The 16,727-nt window shown below is 68.8% G+C and carries 16 protein-coding genes and 1 pseudogene; 13 read left to right on the forward strand and 4 right to left on the reverse strand.

Features of this window, described 5'->3' with window-relative positions; translation table 11 throughout:
* Positions 1-96: 96 nt before the first annotated feature.
* The 11 genes and pseudogenes from M9799_RS11840 (at position 97) to M9799_RS11890 (ending at position 10,065) form a co-directional block, all read left to right on the forward strand.
* A pseudogene (locus M9799_RS11840) lies at positions 97-1,744 on the forward strand (acyl-CoA synthetase).
* A gap of 152 nt (positions 1,745-1,896) precedes the next feature.
* Positions 1,897-2,691, forward strand: coding sequence for a 3-methyl-2-oxobutanoate hydroxymethyltransferase (panB, locus tag M9799_RS11845; RefSeq protein WP_422692659.1), 795 nt, complete (start codon positions 1,897-1,899; stop codon positions 2,689-2,691).
* Between the two features lie 15 nt (positions 2,692-2,706).
* Positions 2,707-3,552, forward strand: coding sequence for a pantoate--beta-alanine ligase (gene panC / locus M9799_RS11850; protein ID WP_231041881.1), 846 nt, complete (start codon positions 2,707-2,709; stop codon positions 3,550-3,552).
* Positions 3,553-3,555: 3 nt separating this feature from the next.
* The gene (gene panD / locus M9799_RS11855; RefSeq protein WP_231041882.1) at positions 3,556-3,939 is read left to right on the forward strand and encodes an aspartate 1-decarboxylase; all 384 of its coding nucleotides are present in this window, start codon (positions 3,556-3,558) and stop codon (positions 3,937-3,939) included.
* A gap of 277 nt (positions 3,940-4,216) precedes the next feature.
* Positions 4,217-4,978, forward strand: coding sequence for an energy-coupling factor ABC transporter ATP-binding protein (locus M9799_RS11860; protein ID WP_231041883.1), 762 nt, complete (start codon positions 4,217-4,219; stop codon positions 4,976-4,978).
* A gap of 2 nt (positions 4,979-4,980) precedes the next feature.
* Positions 4,981-5,574 carry an energy-coupling factor transporter transmembrane component T family protein gene (locus tag M9799_RS11865; RefSeq protein ID WP_231041884.1) on the forward strand — a complete coding sequence of 198 codons (594 nt, stop codon included), beginning with the start codon at positions 4,981-4,983 and terminating at the stop codon, positions 5,572-5,574.
* Between the two features lie 36 nt (positions 5,575-5,610).
* Positions 5,611-6,195: a biotin transporter BioY gene (locus tag M9799_RS11870; RefSeq protein ID WP_231041885.1), complete on the forward strand. Its 585-nt coding sequence runs from the start codon at positions 5,611-5,613 to the stop codon at positions 6,193-6,195.
* On the forward strand, positions 6,195-7,667 hold the full coding sequence (locus M9799_RS11875) for an AMP-binding protein (protein WP_231041886.1): 1,473 nt from the start codon (positions 6,195-6,197) through the stop codon (positions 7,665-7,667). The genes M9799_RS11870 and M9799_RS11875 overlap by 1 nt, the downstream gene beginning before the upstream one ends.
* Positions 7,664-8,797 carry a thiolase family protein gene (locus tag M9799_RS11880; RefSeq protein ID WP_231042165.1) on the forward strand — a complete coding sequence of 378 codons (1,134 nt, stop codon included), beginning with the start codon at positions 7,664-7,666 and terminating at the stop codon, positions 8,795-8,797. Before M9799_RS11875 ends, M9799_RS11880 begins: the two co-directional genes overlap by 4 nt.
* Before the next feature lie 13 nt (positions 8,798-8,810).
* Positions 8,811-9,491 (forward strand): nitroreductase, encoded by a 681-nt coding sequence (locus tag M9799_RS11885; protein ID WP_231041887.1) that lies wholly within the window; start codon positions 8,811-8,813, stop codon positions 9,489-9,491.
* 142 nt (positions 9,492-9,633) lie between these two features.
* Positions 9,634-10,065, forward strand: a complete 432-nt coding sequence (locus M9799_RS11890) for a DUF4148 domain-containing protein (RefSeq protein ID WP_231041888.1) — start codon at positions 9,634-9,636, stop codon at positions 10,063-10,065.
* Between the two features lie 62 nt (positions 10,066-10,127).
* Here the strand turns inward: M9799_RS11890 and M9799_RS11895 are convergent, their stop codons facing one another.
* The 4 genes from M9799_RS11895 to M9799_RS11910 form a co-directional block, all read right to left on the reverse strand.
* Positions 10,128-11,093: a tripartite tricarboxylate transporter substrate binding protein BugE gene (locus M9799_RS11895; RefSeq protein WP_231041889.1), complete on the reverse strand. Its 966-nt coding sequence runs from the start codon at positions 11,091-11,093 to the stop codon at positions 10,128-10,130.
* Between the two features lie 252 nt (positions 11,094-11,345).
* Positions 11,346-12,584, reverse strand: a complete 1,239-nt coding sequence (locus M9799_RS11900; protein WP_231041890.1) for a CaiB/BaiF CoA transferase family protein — start codon at positions 12,582-12,584, stop codon at positions 11,346-11,348.
* A 246-nt stretch (positions 12,585-12,830) separates the two neighbouring features.
* Positions 12,831-14,024 carry an acyl-CoA dehydrogenase gene (locus M9799_RS11905; RefSeq protein ID WP_231041891.1) on the reverse strand — a complete coding sequence of 398 codons (1,194 nt, stop codon included), beginning with the start codon at positions 14,022-14,024 and terminating at the stop codon, positions 12,831-12,833.
* A 123-nt stretch (positions 14,025-14,147) separates the two neighbouring features.
* The gene (locus M9799_RS11910; protein WP_231041892.1) at positions 14,148-15,068 is read right to left on the reverse strand and encodes a LysR substrate-binding domain-containing protein; all 921 of its coding nucleotides are present in this window, start codon (positions 15,066-15,068) and stop codon (positions 14,148-14,150) included.
* A gap of 142 nt (positions 15,069-15,210) precedes the next feature.
* Between M9799_RS11910 and M9799_RS11915 the strand changes: the two genes are divergently transcribed.
* Both M9799_RS11915 and catC read left to right on the forward strand, forming a co-directional pair.
* On the forward strand, positions 15,211-16,386 hold the full coding sequence (locus tag M9799_RS11915; protein WP_231041893.1) for a muconate cycloisomerase family protein: 1,176 nt from the start codon (positions 15,211-15,213) through the stop codon (positions 16,384-16,386).
* A 60-nt stretch (positions 16,387-16,446) separates the two neighbouring features.
* Positions 16,447-16,725 carry a muconolactone Delta-isomerase gene (gene catC, locus M9799_RS11920; protein ID WP_231041894.1) on the forward strand — a complete coding sequence of 93 codons (279 nt, stop codon included), beginning with the start codon at positions 16,447-16,449 and terminating at the stop codon, positions 16,723-16,725.
* Positions 16,726-16,727: the final 2 nt, after the last annotated feature.

A 16,727-nucleotide genomic window follows, 5' to 3' on the forward strand; every position in this document is an offset into this window, starting at 1 on the left:
TGTACGAGGGTTCCCGCGTTCCGCCCGGCAACCGGGCCGGGTAGAGTGGTTGCCTGCAGCGCGGGGGTCGCGTTGCGCTCAGCAAGGAATCCCGCCGTGACTTCCATCTTCGACAGCGATCTTCCCCGCAACCCCGCCAACACCGCGCCGCTCACGCCGCTGGCCTTCATCGCGCGCACCGCCGAGGTCTACCCGGGGCGCCTGGCCATCGTGCATGGCGCGCTGCGCCAGACCTGGGGCCAGACCTACGCGCGCTGCCGCCAGCTCGCCAGTGCGCTGCAGCAACATGGCATCGGCAAGAATGACACCGTGGCGGTGCTGCTGCCGAACACGCCGCCGATGGTCGAGGCGCATTTCGGGGTGCCGATGGCCGGCGCGGTGCTCAATGCGCTGAACACCCGGCTGGACCCCGAAGCCATCGCCTTCATGCTGGACCATGGCGAAGCCCGCGCGGTGATCGTCGACCCGGAATTCGCCGCTTTGCTGGGCCGGGCGCTGGCGCTGCGCCAATCCACCCGCGAGCTGCTGGTCGTCGAGGTGCAGGACGAGGTCTATGGCGCCACGACGCGGGCGCTGGGCGGTATCGACTATGAAACGCTTTTGTCCGAAGGCGACGCGGGTTTCGACTGGCAGCTGCCCGCCGACGAATGGGATGCGATCGCGCTGAACTACACCAGCGGCACCACCGGCAACCCCAAGGGCGTCGTCTACCACCACCGCGGCGCGGCCACCAACGCCATCAGCAATGTGCTGGAATGGGACATGCCCAAGCATGCGGTGTACCTGTGGACGCTGCCGATGTTCCACTGCAACGGCTGGTGCTTTCCCTGGACGCTGGCGCTGCGCGCGGCCGTCAACGTCTGCCTGCGCCGCGTCGAGCCGCAGGCCATCTTCGATGCCATGCGCGCGCACGGTGTCACGCATTACTGCGGCGCGCCCATCGTGCAGGGCATGCTGGTCAACGCGCCCGAAGCGATGAAGCAGGGAGTGCCCGCGGGCGTCAAGGCCATGGTGGCGGGCGCCGCGCCGCCGGCCTCGATGATCGAGGGCATGGAGCGCATGGGCTTCGATCTGACCCATGTCTACGGCCTGACCGAAACCTATGGCCCGGCGGCGGTGTGCCCGCAGCACGAGGAATGGCGCGCACTCGACATCGGCGAGCGCGCGCGGCTGAACGCGCGCCAGGGCGTGCGCTTTCACCTGCAGGGCGACGTGCGCGTGCTCGACCCCGAGACCCTGCAGCCCGTGCCACAGGACGGCGAGACCATGGGCGAGATCATGTTCAAGGGCAATATCGCGATGAAGGGCTACCTGAAGAACCCCCCGGGCCACGCAGGATGCGTTTGCCGGCGGCTGGTTCCACAGCGGCGACCTGGGCGTGCAATACCCCGACGGCTACATCAAGATCAAGGACCGCAGCAAGGACATCATCATCTCGGGCGGCGAGAACATCTCCTCCATCGAGGTCGAGGACGTGCTCTACCGCCACCCCGACGTGCTGGCCGCGGCGGTGGTGGCGCGGCCCGATCCCAGGTGGGGCGAAACGCCCTGCGCCTTCGTGGAGCTCAAGGCCGGCGCCACGGCCACGCCCGAGGCCATCGTCGCGCATTGCCGCCAGCATCTCGCGGGGTTCAAGCTGCCGCGCGCGGTGGTGTTCGGCGAGCTGCCCAAGACCAGCACCGGCAAGATCCAGAAGTTCGAGCTGCGCAAGAGGGCGGGGGCGGCGCAGGCGATCGACGTCTAGCGCCAAGGTGGTTTAGGGCGGCTGTGTTAAGGTCTGCGCGCCGAAAAACAAGCTTCCCGGGCTTGCGCCGCAGGCCCCCGGGACACGGAGACAGCGCCATGAGATCGACGACCGAATTCCCGCAGTTCAAGCGCGAGCAGCGCAAGATCGTGATGGTGACAGCCTATGACTGTCCCGGCGCGCGCTATGCCGAGGCCGCGGGCGCCGACACCATCCTGGTCGGCGATTCGCTGGGCATGGTGGTGCTGGGTTATGAATCCACCGTGCCCGTCACCGTGGACGACATGGTGCACCATGCCAAGGCCGTGCGCCGCGGCGCGCCCGCGACCTGCATCGTGCTGGACATGCCCTTTGGCAGCTACCACGCGGGCCTGGAAAGCGCGACGCGCTGCGCCGTCGACATGCTGCAGCGCAGCGGCGCCGATGCGCTCAAGCTCGAGGGCGCGGGCGAGGTGATCGGCGTGATCCGGCGCCTGACCCAGGTCGGCATTCCGGTGGTGGCGCATCTGGGGCTCACGCCGCAGTCGGCCGCGGTGCTCGGCGGCTACAAGGTGCAGGGGCGCGATGGCGATGCCGCCGAGCAGATGCTGCGCGACGCGCTGGCCTGCCAGGCCGCGGGCGCCTGCGCGCTGGTGCTGGAATGCGTGCCGCAGCAGCTGGCGGCGCACATCACGCGGCAGCTGGACATTCCCACCATCGGCATTGGCGCCGGACCGGGCACCGATGGCCAGGTGCTGGTGTTCCACGACCTGCTGGGCTACGGCAGCCACCGCGTGCCGAAATTCGTGCAGCAGTTCGCGCAGGTGGGGCCGCAGGTGCAGCAGGGCCTGGCGGACTATGCCCGGGCGGTGCGCAGCGGCGCGTTCCCGGCCGAAGCCCACAGCTTCAATCTTGGCGGTGCGGTACTGGAGCGGCTCTACGGCGCCGCCTTGCCCGCCGCCGCCTGAACTTCCATTCTTCACATGCAAATACTGACTTCCATCGCCGCACTGCGCGAGTGGCTGGCGCGCGAGCGCAGCCAGGGCCACACCATCGGCCTGGTGCCGACCATGGGCGCGCTGCACAGCGGCCATATGGCGCTGGTCGAGAGCGCGCGCCGGCATTGCGACCGGGTGGTGATGAGCATCTTCGTGAACCCGCGCCAGTTCGGGCCGAACGAGGATTTCGATGCCTATCCGCGCGATCTCGAGGGCGACTGCGCGCTGGCCGCGGCGCATGGCGTCGATGCCGTGTTCGCGCCATCGACCGAGGAGATGTACCCGCATGCCGCGGGCCCGCTGATCCTGGCCGGGCGCCAGGCCGGGATCCTGTGCGGCGCCTCGCGCCCGGGGCATTTCGACGGCGTGCTGCAGGTGGTATGCAAGCTGTTCAACCTGGTGCAGCCCGAGCGCGCGTTCTTCGGGAAAAAGGATGCGCAGCAGGTGGCGATCATCCAGACCTTCGTGCGCGACTACGACCTGCCGCTTGAGATCAAGGTCATTCCCGTGGTGCGCGAGCCCGACGGGCTGGCCAAGTCATCGCGCAATGTCTATCTGAGTGCCACAGAGCGTGCGCAGGCGCCGGCCATCCACGCCGCGCTGCAGCTGTGCCGGCAGCGGCTGCAGGCCGGCAGCGCGCCCGATGCCGCGTTGCAGGCGGCACGCGCGCACATCGCGCAGCATATGCCCGAGGGCCGCATCGACTATCTCGAGCTGCTGGCCTGGCCCGACCTGCTGCCGCTGGGCGAGGACGATCGGCAATGCATCGCCCTGGCCGCGGTGCACCTGGGCCGCACGCGCCTGATCGACAACATCACCTTCGAGAGATAAGCCATGTTCCGCATGCTGATGAACAGCAAGATCCACCGCGCCCAGGTGACCCAGGCCGACCTCAACTACGTCGGCTCCATCACCATCGACCAGGACCTGATGGACGCCGTGGGCATCGTCGCCAACGAGAAGGTGCATGTGGTCAACAACAACAATGGCGCGCGCTTCGAGACCTATGTGATTGCCGGGGCGCGCGCCAGCGGCGTCATCTGCGTCAATGGCGCGGCCGCGCGGCTGGTGCAGCGCGGCGATATCGTGATCATCATTGCCTACGCCTATGTCGGTGCCGAGGAGATGGCGGCCCATGTGCCGCGCGTGGCGATCATGGGGCCTGGCAACCGCATCCAGCAATTGCTGCACGAGGAGCCGGCGCTGACCGTGCTGTGAGTTTCGCGTATATCGCCCATCTGCGGGCACGGGGCGCCGGCATTTGCGGTGAATTGCATGCTCTTGCAGGGGAGTAGCGCGGCAATGCATCAAAGGGCCTCCAACACACCGCATTTCGCCTGCATATCCGCCTATCTTTGCGCGAACATGTGGCATCCTTCGGGGCCCTGTTTATTTGCATGGAGTTGTAGGCAGAACGCGCATATTTGGTGGCAAGATAAGCGAACTTTGCTTTTGCGGCGATCGCTGCCGTGCCTTCCTTTCCCCCGACTCCCCCATGCCCGTTTCCCACGCTCGAGACCCTGCCGCGCAGACGCCATCCATTGCGCTGGCCGATGTGCGGCTGGCGCGCGGCCAGACCACGGTGTTCGACGGCCTGAGCCTGCGCTGGGATGCGCCGCGCATCGGGCTGATCGGGCATAACGGCGCAGGCAAGACCAGCCTGTTCCGCCTGTTGTGCGGGCTGGATGCGCCCGCCGCGGGCGAGGTGCTGTTCGACGGGCAGAACCTGCATGCGGCCGGGCGCGAGCGCACGCGCTGGGTCGGCATGATGTTCCAGAACCCCGACGACCAGATCATCTTTCCCACGGTGGAGGAGGAACTGGCGCTGGGGCTGCAGGCCTGGGGCCAGGCGAAGCACGAGGCCAAGGCGCAGGCGCGTGAATTCCTTGCGCAGCGCGGGCTGGCGCACTGGGCCGGGCGCGCCATCAGCAGCCTGAGCCAGGGCCAGCGCCAGATGGTCTGCTGGCTGGCGCTGCTGCTGGCCGCGCCGCGCACGGTGCTGCTCGACGAACCCTATGCCAGCCTGGACCTGCCGGGCCAGGCGCAGCTGGCCGACGACATCGCCGCGGCGCCGCAGCAGGTCATCGTCTCGACCCATGTGCTGGCCCATGTGCGCGACTATGAACGCGTGGTCTGGCTCGACCAGGGCCGGGTGCGCGGCGACGGCCCGGGCGCGCAGGTCTGCGCGGCGTATGAGGCCGCGGTGGCCGAGGAAGTCGCGGCGCGGCGCGCGGCTGCGCCCTCCAGGAGGAGCTGAACATGGGAAGCCTCTACAGCGAGCTGCCCACCTGGCTGCACCGCCTGGGCGCGGGTTTCAAGCTGGCCTGCATGGCGCTGGCCGGAACGCTGCTGTTCCTCACCGACAACCCCTGGGTGCTGGCGGGCTGCGGCCTGGCCTGCGCACTGCTGTGGCTCAGCCTGGGCGCGGCCACGCGCGTCGCGCACCGGCTGATGCTGACGGTGCTGATCGGCGCGGGCCTGGTGGCTGCCTTCCACCTGTGGATGGGCCGGCCGGCGCTGGCGGCGGTGAGCGCGCTGCGCCTGGCCTGCGCCTGCACGCTGGGCGTGGCGCTCACGGTGAGCACGCGCCCGATGGATCTGCTGGAGGTGCTGGACCGGTGGCTCGCGCCGCTGGCGCGCATCGGCCTGCAGCCCGAGCGCATTTCCCTGCAGCTGGGGTTGATGCTGCGCTTCACCGAGCATTTTTTCGTGCAATGGAAGAAGCTCGACGATGCCCACCGCCTGCGCACCGGCCGCGCCGGCGGGCTGCGGCTGGTGGCGCCGCTCACGGTGCAGATGCTGCAGTCCGCGCGCCGCGTCGCCGATGCGCTGTTCGCACGCCTGGGCGGCTGATTTCCTTTTATTCCGATCGAACCAACGAGTACCAAGATGAAAACCGCCATGTCCCGCCGCCAGTCCGAATCCATGGCCCTGGTGGGCCTGTTTGCCGCGCTGATCGCGGTCATGGGCCTGATCCCGAAGATCGACCTGCCGCTGGGGGTGCCGATCACGCTGCAGACGCTGGGCGTGATGATGGCCGGCTGCCTGCTCGGGCCGTGGCGGGGACTGCAGGCTATCTTGCTGTTCCTGGTCGCCGTGGCCGCGGGCCTGCCGCTGCTCGCTGGCGGGCGTGGCGGGCTGGGCGTGTTCATGGCGCCGACCACGGGCTATCTCATCGGCTGGATCCCGGCGGCCTTCACCACCGGCCTGCTGATGGCGCTGCTGCCCAAGGCCACCGCGCTGCGCGCCGCGGCCAGCGCCTTCGTTGCCTCGGTGCTGGGCGGGGTGCTGGTGCTGCATGCCTTCGGCATTGCCGGGCTGGTGCTGGTTGCGAAGATTCCGCTGATGCAGGCCTTCTGGGGCGATCTGCTGTTCGTGCCCGGCGATATGCTCAAGTGCGTGCTGTGCGCGCTGGTCGTGCACACGGTGGCCCGGGCGCTGCCGGACTGGCGCCTGGGCGGGCGCGGCGCCTGATGCGGCCTTCGGCGTTCCTGCCGGCCGTGCCGGAGTCGGGGACTGGCTTGCCCGAAGCCTTTGCGCTGGTGCATGGGCCGCTGGCGCACTGGAGCCGGGTACAACCCGGCGCCATTGCGCTGTCGAACGGTGTGGAGCAGCTGACTTTTGCGCAGCTGCATGCGCGCGTGGAGCAGCAGGCGCAGGCGTTGCGCGCATGCCGGGCGCCGGCCACGGTGCTGCTGGAGGGCAGTGGCCCGGGCCTGGAGCGCATCGTGGAGTTCCTGGCGGTGATTGCCAGCGGGCGCTGCGCCGCGGTCGCGGACCCGGATTGGCCCGCGGGCGTGCAGGCGCGCATTGCGGCGCAATTCGCGCAGCAGCCCGCGGCCGACATGCCTGAGCCCGGCCCCGAGACACCTTTCTACATCGGCTTCACTTCGGGCAGCAGCGGCCTGCCCAAGGGCTTTCGCCGCCACCACCGCTCGTGGGCCGAAAGCTTCCGTGTCTCGGCGCAGGACCTGGGGGCGGCGGCCGCGCAGCGGGTGTTCGCGCCCGGGCGCCTGTCGCACTCGCTATTCCTGTTCGCCGCGCTGCTGGGGCTGTGGAGCGGCGCGGGTGTGGAGATACAGGAGCGCTTTTCCGCGGGCCGCGCGCTGGCGCGGCTGCAGTCGGGGACGTTTCCCCTGCTGGTGGCTGTACCCAGCCAGCTGCAGCTGATGCTGGAATGGGCGCAGCGCCGCGCTGTGCAGCCCATCGATGGCGTGGCGCTGCTGCTGATCAGCGGGGCGCGCTGGATGCGCGAGCGCACGCCGGCGCTGCAGGCGCTGTTTCCCAAGGCGCGCATCGTCGAGTTCTATGGCGCTTCGGAAGCCAGCTATATCGCTTGGATGCAGGCCGATCCCGCCGCGCCGGCGCAGGCGGTGGGGCGGCCGTTCAGCAATGTCGAGCTGCATATAGGCACCGATCCGCTGGAGGGAAAGAGCAGCGCCGGCCCGGGGCTGATCTGGGTGCGCAGCCCGATGCTGTTCATGGACTATGTGGGGCATTCCGATGGCTCGGCGGCGCTGCGGCGCGGCGAATGGCTGTCGGTGCGCGACATCGGCCATCGCGATGCCCAGGGCCGGCTGCATCTGCTGGGGCGCGAGAGCCGCATGCTCGTGACCCAGGGCAAGAATCTGTTTCCCGAGGAGGTCGAGGCGCGGCTGCAGGCGCATCCCGCCCTGGGCCAGGTCTCGCTGCATGGCGTGGCCGACGGGCTGCGCGGGCATGCGGTGCACGCGGTATTGCAATCGATGGACGATGTCTGCCCCATGCCCGATGCGCTGGCCCTTGCGCAGTGGTGCCGCGAGACGCTGGAAGCCTACAAGGCGCCGCGCCAGTGGTGGCTGTGGCAGGGCGCCTGGCCGCTCACCGCCAGCGGCAAGACCGATCACGCGGCGATTGCGCGGGCGCTGGCGGATCCCGGCGCGCACCCGCTGCAGCCATGGCCATGAACCGCGCCGTTCCCGTCATTGGCTGGGCCCGCACCCCCGTGGCGCCGGTGGGCGGCGCGCTGTCGCAGCTGCAGCCGCATGAACTGGGCGCGCCGCTGGTGCAGGCGCTGCTGGCACGTTCCGGCCTGCCGGCGCAGGCCATCGATGCCGTGGTGCTGGGCAATGCGCTGGGCGCGGGCGGCAACCCGGCGCGCATGCTGGCGCTGGCTGCGGGCCTGCATGAGAGCTGCGCCGCCTACAGCGTGGATACGCAGTGCTGCGCGGGCCTTGACGCCATCACGCTGGCCTGCGGGCTGCTGGCCTCGGGGCAGGCACGCGTTGTCCTTGCCGGTGGTGCCGAAGCCTGGAGCCGCGCGCCGATCCGCCAGCACCGTCATAGCGCCGTGGCCTATGAGCGGCCGGCCTTTGCGCCCTGGCCCGAACGCGATCCCGACATGCTGCAGGCCGCGGCCGACCATGCGCAGCGCATCGGCTGCACGCGCGTGGCGCAGGATGCCCACGCACTGCAAAGCCATGCCCGGGCCGCTGCCGCGCGCGCGGCAATGGCTGAGGAAATCATTGCGCTGCAGGGCCTGGACCATGATGCCTACCCGCGCGCGCTGCGTGCCGAGCGCGTGGCGCGCATGCCGGTGGCGGCGCTGCCGGCGTCGGGGGCAACCGAATGCGCCATCAGCACCGTGGCGATCTCACCCAGGGCCGACGGCGCGGCGCTGCTGCTGCTGGCCACGCCCGAGGCCTGCCGCGAATGGGGCCTGCAAGCCGCGGCACTATGGCGCGGCGGCGCGAGCGTGGGCGGCGCGCCCGAGGCCCCGATGCTCTGCGCGGCCACGGCAGCGCGCCAACTGCTCGATCGTCTGGATCTCGGCGTGCCGGATATCGATTGCTGGGAGCTGCATGATGCCTTTGCCGTGCAGGCCCTGGATTTCCGCGCCCGGCTCGGCCTGGCACCGGAACAGCTCAATACCCAGGGCGGCGGGCTGGCGCGCGGCCACCCGATCGGCGCCTCGGGCGCGGTGGCCGCGGTGCGCGTGCTGGCCCGATTGCAGCGCGGACAGCGCGGCCTGGCCTGCATCGCGGGCGCCGGCGGCCTGGGCGCGGCGGCCGTATTCGAGCGCGCGGGCATCCCATAGCGCAGACCTCTTCATGCAGAACCATTTCCCTTCCTATGCGTCGCTGGCGCAAAGCCGGCGTTCCATACGCGGCTTCCTGCCCACCCCCGTGCCCCAGGCACTGCTCGAACAGCTGCTGCAGACCGCGCGCCAGGCGCCCAGTGGCGCCAATCTCCAGCCCGGCCGTTTCTGGGCGCTGCAGGGCGAGGCACGCGAGCGCGTGAGCGTCGCGCTGTGCGAGGCAGTGCGCACGCAGCAGCCGCCGCGCGAGGAATACGATTACTTTCCCCAACCCATGCCCATGCAGCTGCGCAAGCGCCAGGTGGCCGCGGCGCAGGCGCTCTACCGCAGCCTGGGCATCGCGCGCGGCGATGCCGCCGCGCGCGCGCAGCAGTTCGAGCACAACTACCGCTTCTTCGACGCGCCGGTGGCGCTGCTGGTGACGATCGAGCGCGCCTTCGGCAGCGGCGGCTTCATGGACCTGGGCATGTGCCTGCACGGCCTGCTGATGGCGGCGCATGCCGAGGGCCTGGGCGCTTGCGCGATCGGGGCGCTGGCCTCGTATCCGGAAATCGTGCGCCGCGAACTGGGGCTGCCCGACAGCGAGATCGTGGTCTGCGGCGTGGCGCTGGGCTGGCCCGATCCCGAGGCGCCGGGCAACCAGACACGGACCGAGCGCGAGCCGCTGGCGCAGTATTTCCAGGTGCTTTCCTGAAGATGCCGGCCTGCCGTGCACATGACGGAAAGGTAATGTCTGCGCAATCTTCAGAAAGGCCGTGCTGTCACAGAATTGTCTTCATCGCCTGGCAGCGGATCTCCGGACCGCAGCTTTCCTTGAACATGATTTGAGAGACACCATGACATCCATCCGCCACAGCGCTTCGATCCTGATCCTGTCCCTGACTGCCGCAGCCGCCGGCCACGCCCTGGCCGCCGAGCCCGCCGGCCTGACCCGCGCGCAGGTCATGGCCGAGCTGTCCGAGGCCCAGCGCAGCGGTGCCATCATCGACACCCGCAGCAGCCTGCCGCGCAACGTGCTGCAGCCGCAGCAATACCCCGCCCAGCAGTCTGCCGCTCCCAAGACCCGTGCCCAGGTCCTGGCCGAGCTCGAGCAGGCGCGTGCCAATGGCGAACTGGCCGAGGGCGAAGCCGGCCTGCGCCAGAACCAGCTGCGTCCCGATCTGTACCCGGCGCAGACGCAAGGCCAGGGCCTGACGTCCGAGCAGGTGTATGCGGACATGCAGCGCGCACGCGATGCGGGCCAGCTCCAGTACGGCGAAAGCTACTGATCCGGCACCCATGCACCCATGAACAAACCCCGCCTCGGCGGGGTTTGTTCATTGCAGCGTGATCAGTCCATCGTCAGCTTCTGCTTGACCACGACGTTCTTGTAAACCGCCAGCTCCTCCTTCATCTGCTGGGCGAATCTCTCCGGCGTGTCGGCCTGGATGATGGAGCCGGTTTCCTCGATGCGCTTGCGGATGGCCGGGTCCTGCAGCACCTTGCGCGTCGCGGCATTGACCTTGTCGACGATGTCCTTGGGCAGGCCCTTGGGGCCGACGATGCCGTAGTAGGCCATGCGGTTGGCGGCCTCGAGGCCGACCTCCTTGAACGTCGGCACATCGGGCATGGCCGGCACGCGCTCGGGCGCGGCCACCACCAGCGCCACCAGGCGCTTTTCCTTGATGAAGGGCAGGGCCGAGGGCAGGTTGTCGAAGATCAGCGGCACCTGGCCGGCCACCGCGTCGTTGAGCGCCGGGCCCGAGCCGCGGTAGGGCACGTGCATCATGTCGGTGCCGGTCGAGAGCTTGAACATTTCCATCATCAGATGGGTGATCGAGCCGGTGCCGGGCGAGGCATAGGAGTACTTGCCCGGGTTCTTCTTCACCTCGGCAAGGAACTGCGCGTAGTTCTTGCCCGCGAACTGCGGATTGGCCGCAATCACGTTGGGCGTGGCCGCGATGTTGATGACCGGCGTGAAGTCGGTGGCGACGTTGTAGGGGATCTTGGGATTGATGGCCGGATTGGTGGCCGTGGTCGACACCGTGGCGATGCCCAGGTGGTAGCCGTCGGCCGTGGCGCGCGCGGTTTCCGCGGCGCCGATGCTGCCGCCGCCACCGCCGCGGTTCTCGACCACCACCGGCTGGCCCAGCTCGCGGCCCAGCGGGTCGGCGATGACGCGCGCAATCAGGTCGGTGGTGCCGCCGGCGGCAAAGGGCACCAGCAGCTTGATGGGCTTGTTCGGATAGGCGGACTGGGCGATGGCGCTGCCGAAGACCGAGAGCAGGCCTGCGGCCAGAAGCGTTTTGCGAAGCATTGATTTGTCTCCCTTGGATGTTTTGTTCAACGGGACAAATGCTAGTGGATTGGTGGGGAAGCGGGGCGGTCGGGAGGGGGGAATGCTTTGGTAGTTTCCCTGGGAACCGTTCGTGGCGAGCTTCCCTGGGCGGGCCCGTCGAACCATGGACGGCCTGTCCTCAATGCTTGAGCGCAGGACCTTCATCCTTCGACAGGCTCAGGACGAACGGCTGGAACCGCAGCCCTGACGAAACAGGCGCAGGAACGGCTGTCAAATCACCCCGCCCTCACGCAACGCCTCGATGCGCGCCTCGTCCAACCCCATCTCCTGCAGCACCTCCTGCGTATGCTGTCCCAGCGCCGGCGGCGCGCGGTGGTACGCCACGGGCGTGGCCGACAGGCGCACCGGGTTGGCGACGCCGGCGATGGCCGGCTGGCCATCATCGCGCGGCAGTTCGATGCGCAGGCCGCGGGCGCGCACCTGCGGGTCGTCGAAGGCCTGCGCCACGGTGTTGATCGGGCCGCAGGGCACGGCCTTGTCCTCGAACAGCGTGATCCATTCGGCGGTGGTGCGCGTGCGCAGCACCGGCTCCATCGATGCCAGCAACTCGGCGCGGTTGCGCACGCGCGCGGTGTTGGTGGCAAAGCGCGCATCCTGCGCCCATTCGGCATGGCCCGTCGCGGCGCAAAAGCGCGCGAACTGGCCGTCGTTGCCGATGGCCAGCAGCACGTTGCCGTCCGAGGTCACGAAGTCCTGGTAGGGCGCCAGGCTGGGATGCACGTTGCCCGCGCGGCCCGGCGACTGGCCGGTGGCGAGAAAGCCCGCGGCCTGGTTGGCCAGCACCGCCATGCCCACATCGAGCAGCGCCATGTCGATGTACTGGCCCTGGCCGCTGTGGTGGCGCGCGTTGATGGCCGCCAGGATCGCGTTGCTGGCATACAGGCCGGTGAACACGTCGATCACCGCCACGCCGGCCTTGAGCGGGCCGCCGCCGGGCGTGCCGTCGGCATGGCCCGTGATGCTCATCAGGCCGCACATGGCCTGCACCATCAGGTCGTAGCCCGCGCGCTCGGCATAGGGCCCGTCCTGGCCGAAGCCGGTGATCGAGCAGTAGACCAGGCGCGGATTGAGTGCCTTGAGGCTGTCGTAGTCCAGGCCGTACTGGCGCAGCCCGCCGACCTTGAAGTTCTCCACCACGACATCGGCCTCGCAGGCCATGCGCCGCAGCAGCGCCTGGCCCTCGGGGCGCGCCATGTCGACGGTGATCGAGCGCTTGTTGCGGTTGCAGGCGGTGAAGTAGCTGGCGTCGCGCGTGTCGTTGCCGTCCGCGTCGCGCAGGAAGGGCGGGCCCCAGTGGCGCGTGTCGTCGCCGGCCACCGGGCGCTCGACCTTGACGACATCGGCGCCCAGGTCGGCCAGCATCTGGGTGCACCAGGGGCCGGCAAGGACGCGGGAGAGGTCGAGGACTTTGATGCCGGCGAGGGCGGTGGGGGTGGGTGTTGGGTTCATGGCTGGGGGAAGTGATGCCCTGCAGGGAAGGCATTGGTGTTCACTGGAGGACTGGCCGTCCACCCTTCGACAAGCTCAGGGCGAACGGAATTCCGGTGAGGCTGTCTTTCGTCGACAGCATGTCCTGCTCCGAGCTCAGGGCGAACGGTTCTTCACCGTTCGTGGTGAGCCTGTCGAACCATGAACGTCCCACCTCAAGTCAAGCGCGGGGAGGCAGATTAAGCCCGGCCCCGCTTGTGACTTCACTCAGTTCGCGAAAGCCGCAATCCCCGTCTGCGCACGCCCCAGGATCAGCGCATGCACGTCATGCGTACCTTCATAGGTGTTCACCACCTCGAGGTTCACCAGATGGCGTGCCACACCGAATTCATCGCTGATGCCGTTGCCGCCGAGCATGTCGCGCGCCAGGCGGGCGATGTCCAGGGCCTTGCCGCAGTTGTTGCGCTTGATCAGGGAGGTGACTTCGATGACGTTCTGGTGCTCGTCCTTCATGCGGCCCACACGCAGCGCGGCCTGCAGGCCCAGCGTGATTTCGGTCTGCATGTCGGCCAGCTTCTTCTGCACCAGCTGGTTGGCGGCCAAGGGGCGGCCGAACTGCTTGCGGTCCAGCGTGTACTGGCGCGCGGTGTGCCAGCAGGCCTCGGCCGCGCCCATCGCGCCCCAGGCGATGCCGAAGCGGGCGCTGTTGAGGCAGGTGAACGGGCCCTTGAGGCCGCGCACTTCGGGAAAAGCGTTCTCCTCGGGAACGAACACCTCGTCCATGACGATCTCGCCGGTGATCGAGGCGCGCAGGCCGACCTTGCCGTGGATCGCGGGAGCGCTCAGGCCCTTCCAGCCCTTCTCCAGGATGAAGCCGCGGATCTGGCCGACGGCGCCGCCCTCGGACACTTCCTTGGCCCAGACCACGAACACGTCGGCCACGGGGCTGTTGGTGATCCACATCTTGCTGCCCGTGAGCTTGTAGCCGCCATCGACCTTCTGGGCGCGGGTGGCCATCGAGCCGGGATCGGAGCCGTGGTCGGGTTCGGTCAGGCCGAAGCAGCCGATGAACTCGCCGCTGGCGAGCTTGGGCAGGTACTTCTGCTTTTGTTCCTCGCTGCCGAATTCATTGATCGGCACCATGACCAGCGAGCTCTGCACGCTGGCCATCGAGCGGTAGCCGGAGTCCACGCGCTCGATCTCGCGCGCCACCAGGCCGTAGCTCACATAGTTCAGGCCCGCGCCGCCATAGGCCGCGGGAATCGTCGGGCCCAGCAGGCCCAGCTCGCCCATCTCGCGGAAGATGGAGATGTCGGACTTCTCGTGGCGGAACATCTCCAGCACGCGCGGCGCCAGCTGCCCCTGGCAGTAGTCGCGCGCGGCGTCGCGCACCATGCGCTCGTCTTCGGTCAGCTGCTGGTCGAGCTGGAAGGGATCGTCCCATTGGAATTGGCCGGCCATGTGTGTCTCCTTGGATGCGTTGGATGTGCCCTGCATTTTGTGCATGGTGGGCAAAAGATGAAGGCGATGGTAGGCAGTTGCGCCTTTGCGGGCAAACGATTTGTTTGCATCCAGATATGAGATTCACGCATGAATGGAGGAGGTCGCCGGCATGCTCCATTGCCGCTTCACGCTCTCGGCCAGCAGGCTGGCGAAGGCCTGCGCGGCTGCGCTGCGCGAGGTGCGCGCATTCCACAGCAGGCTGGCCGTGCGCACCAGCGGCGGCTGCAGGCCCAGCGCGCACAGCCCTTGGCCATGCAGTGCGGCGGCGCGCTCGGGCACGATGCAGGCCAGCTGCGGGCCCCAGCGGCAGGCCTCGATCAGCGCATGCACGGATTCCATCTCCACCATGATCCTGGGCTGCACCCCGGCGGCGCGCAGATGCCCTTCGACCAGCCGCCGCGTGGCAAAGCGCCGCGACAGCAGCACCAGCGGCACCTCCTGCAGCTGCTGCAGCCGCAGCGGCTGGCGCTGGCTTGCCAGCGGGTGCGATGCATGCGCGAGGAACTGCATGTGCTCCTCGAACAGCGGCTCGGACGCCACGCCGTCGATGCCCGCGGGGTGGAAGGCCATGCCCAGGTCGAGCTCGCCGCTCAGCAGCAGCGCCTCGATCTCGGGCGCGAGCAGCTCGCGCAGCACGACATGGATCTTCGGGTAGCGCGCGTTGAAGGCCGCCACGGCCGAGGGCACCAGCGTGTGCAGCGAGGTGGGAATGACACCCACCGTGAGCCGCCCGGCCTGCAGGCTGGCGAGATCGGCCAGCGCCATGCGCCCGGCTTCGAGCTCCTGCAGCGCGCGCGCCGCGTAGTCCCTGAACACCAGCCCGGCCTGCGACAGCTTCAGGCCACGGCCCACGCGCTCGAACAGCGCCACGCCCAGCTCCTCCTCGAGCTGGCGCAGGCCGTGCGACAGCGTCGACTGGGTGACGAACAGCTGCTTGGCCGAGGCCGTCAGATGCTCGGTGCGGGCGATGTCGAGAAAGTAGCGCAGCTGGCGGATTTCCATGGGAGCCTTCGGATGCGGAATAAACATTCGAAATTATCGAATGGATCGGCGGAAATAAATCATTGGATTGCTGGAAAGCAGCGCTGTAACCTGCGTTCCTCGGAGATTTTTCCCTCCGCCCCGCCGCAGCAAAGCCATCCGCATGAGCCCAGAATTCACCATCGAACGCATCCAGGCACGCATTCTGGACATCCCCACCATCCGTCCGCACAAGCTGTCGTTTGGCTCGATCCAGCGCCAGAGCCCGGTCATCGTGCAGCTGTGGCTGCGCGGCGGGGCCTGCGGCTTCGGCGAGGCCGCCACCATCGGCGGCCCATCGTGGAACGAGGAGTCGCCCGAGAGCATCGCGCATGCCATTGAAAGCTATCTCGCGCCGGCCGTGCTCGGTCAGAAGGCCGGCGGCATCGAGCAGCTGCTCGCGCGCATGGACCTGGCCTGCAAAGGCAATGCCTTTGCCAAGTCCGCCGTGGAAATGGCGCTGATCGACGCGCTGGCGCGTACCCTGGGCATTCCGGCCTGGCAGCTGCTGGGCGGCAAGCTGCACGAGAGCCTGCCGCTGGCGTGGACGCTGGCCAGTGGCGATGTGGAGCGCGATCTGCAGGAAGCGCAGCTGCGCCTGGAGCAGGGCCGCCACCGGATCTTCAAGATGAAGATCGGCGCGCGCGCGCCGCAGGACGACGTGGCCCATGTCAGCCGCATCGCGCGCGGCCTGCCCGCCACCGCGACGCTCACGGTGGACGTCAACCAGGCCTGGGACGGCAACACCGCGCGCCGCTGCCTGCCGCAGCTGATCGAGGCCGGCGTGACGCTGATCGAGCAGCCGGTGGCGAAATGGAACGTGCCGGCGCTGCGCCAGCTCGCGCAGGAGCTGCGCGGAGCGCTGATCATGGCCGACGAGACGGTGTGCACGCCGCAGGACGCGATGCTGCTGGCGCGCGAGCAGGCCGCGCATGTGTTCTCGCTCAAGGTCGCCAAGCATGGCGGGCTGTTGCGCACGCGCAAGGTGGCGGCGATTGCCGAGGCCGCCGACATCGGCTGGTATGGCGGCACGATGCTCGAGACCTCGATCGGCAGCGCGGCCTCGGCCCATGTCTTCTCGACGCTGCCCGGCGCGCACCACGGCTGCGAGCTGTTCGGCCCGCAGCTGCTGGTCGACGATATCGTCGAGCAGAAGATGACCATCCAGGATTTCGCGCTGCAGCTGCCCGACGGCCCGGGCTACGGCCTCACGGTCTCGCCCAGCCAGCTCGACCGCTTCGACCGCGCGCTGGCCGGCCGGCAGCCGGTGCACGTGGACCTGGGCCAGGCCAAGATCTGAAATCTTTCCGGCCGCACGCCGAGGGCGTGCAGCCTCACCCATCCCATCAAGGAGACCCCGATGCTGTTTCTTGTTCGCATGGACGTGCGCATTCCCCATGACCTGCCCGCGGCGCAGGTCGAAGACATCAAGGCGCGTGAAAAGGCCTATTCCCAGGAACTGCAGCGCGATGGCCGCTGGCAGTCGATCTGGCGCGTGGTGGGCGAATACGCCAACTACAGCGTCTTCGATGTCGCCTCCAACGACGAGCTGCACGGGCTGCTGCAGGGGCTGCCCCTGTTTCCCTACATGCAGATCCAGGTGACGCCGCTGGCGCGCCATCCCTCGGCCATAGCCTGAGC

The organism is Comamonas endophytica (genome assembly GCF_023634805.2).
GTDB lineage: Bacteria > Pseudomonadota > Gammaproteobacteria > Burkholderiales > Burkholderiaceae_C > Comamonas > Comamonas endophytica.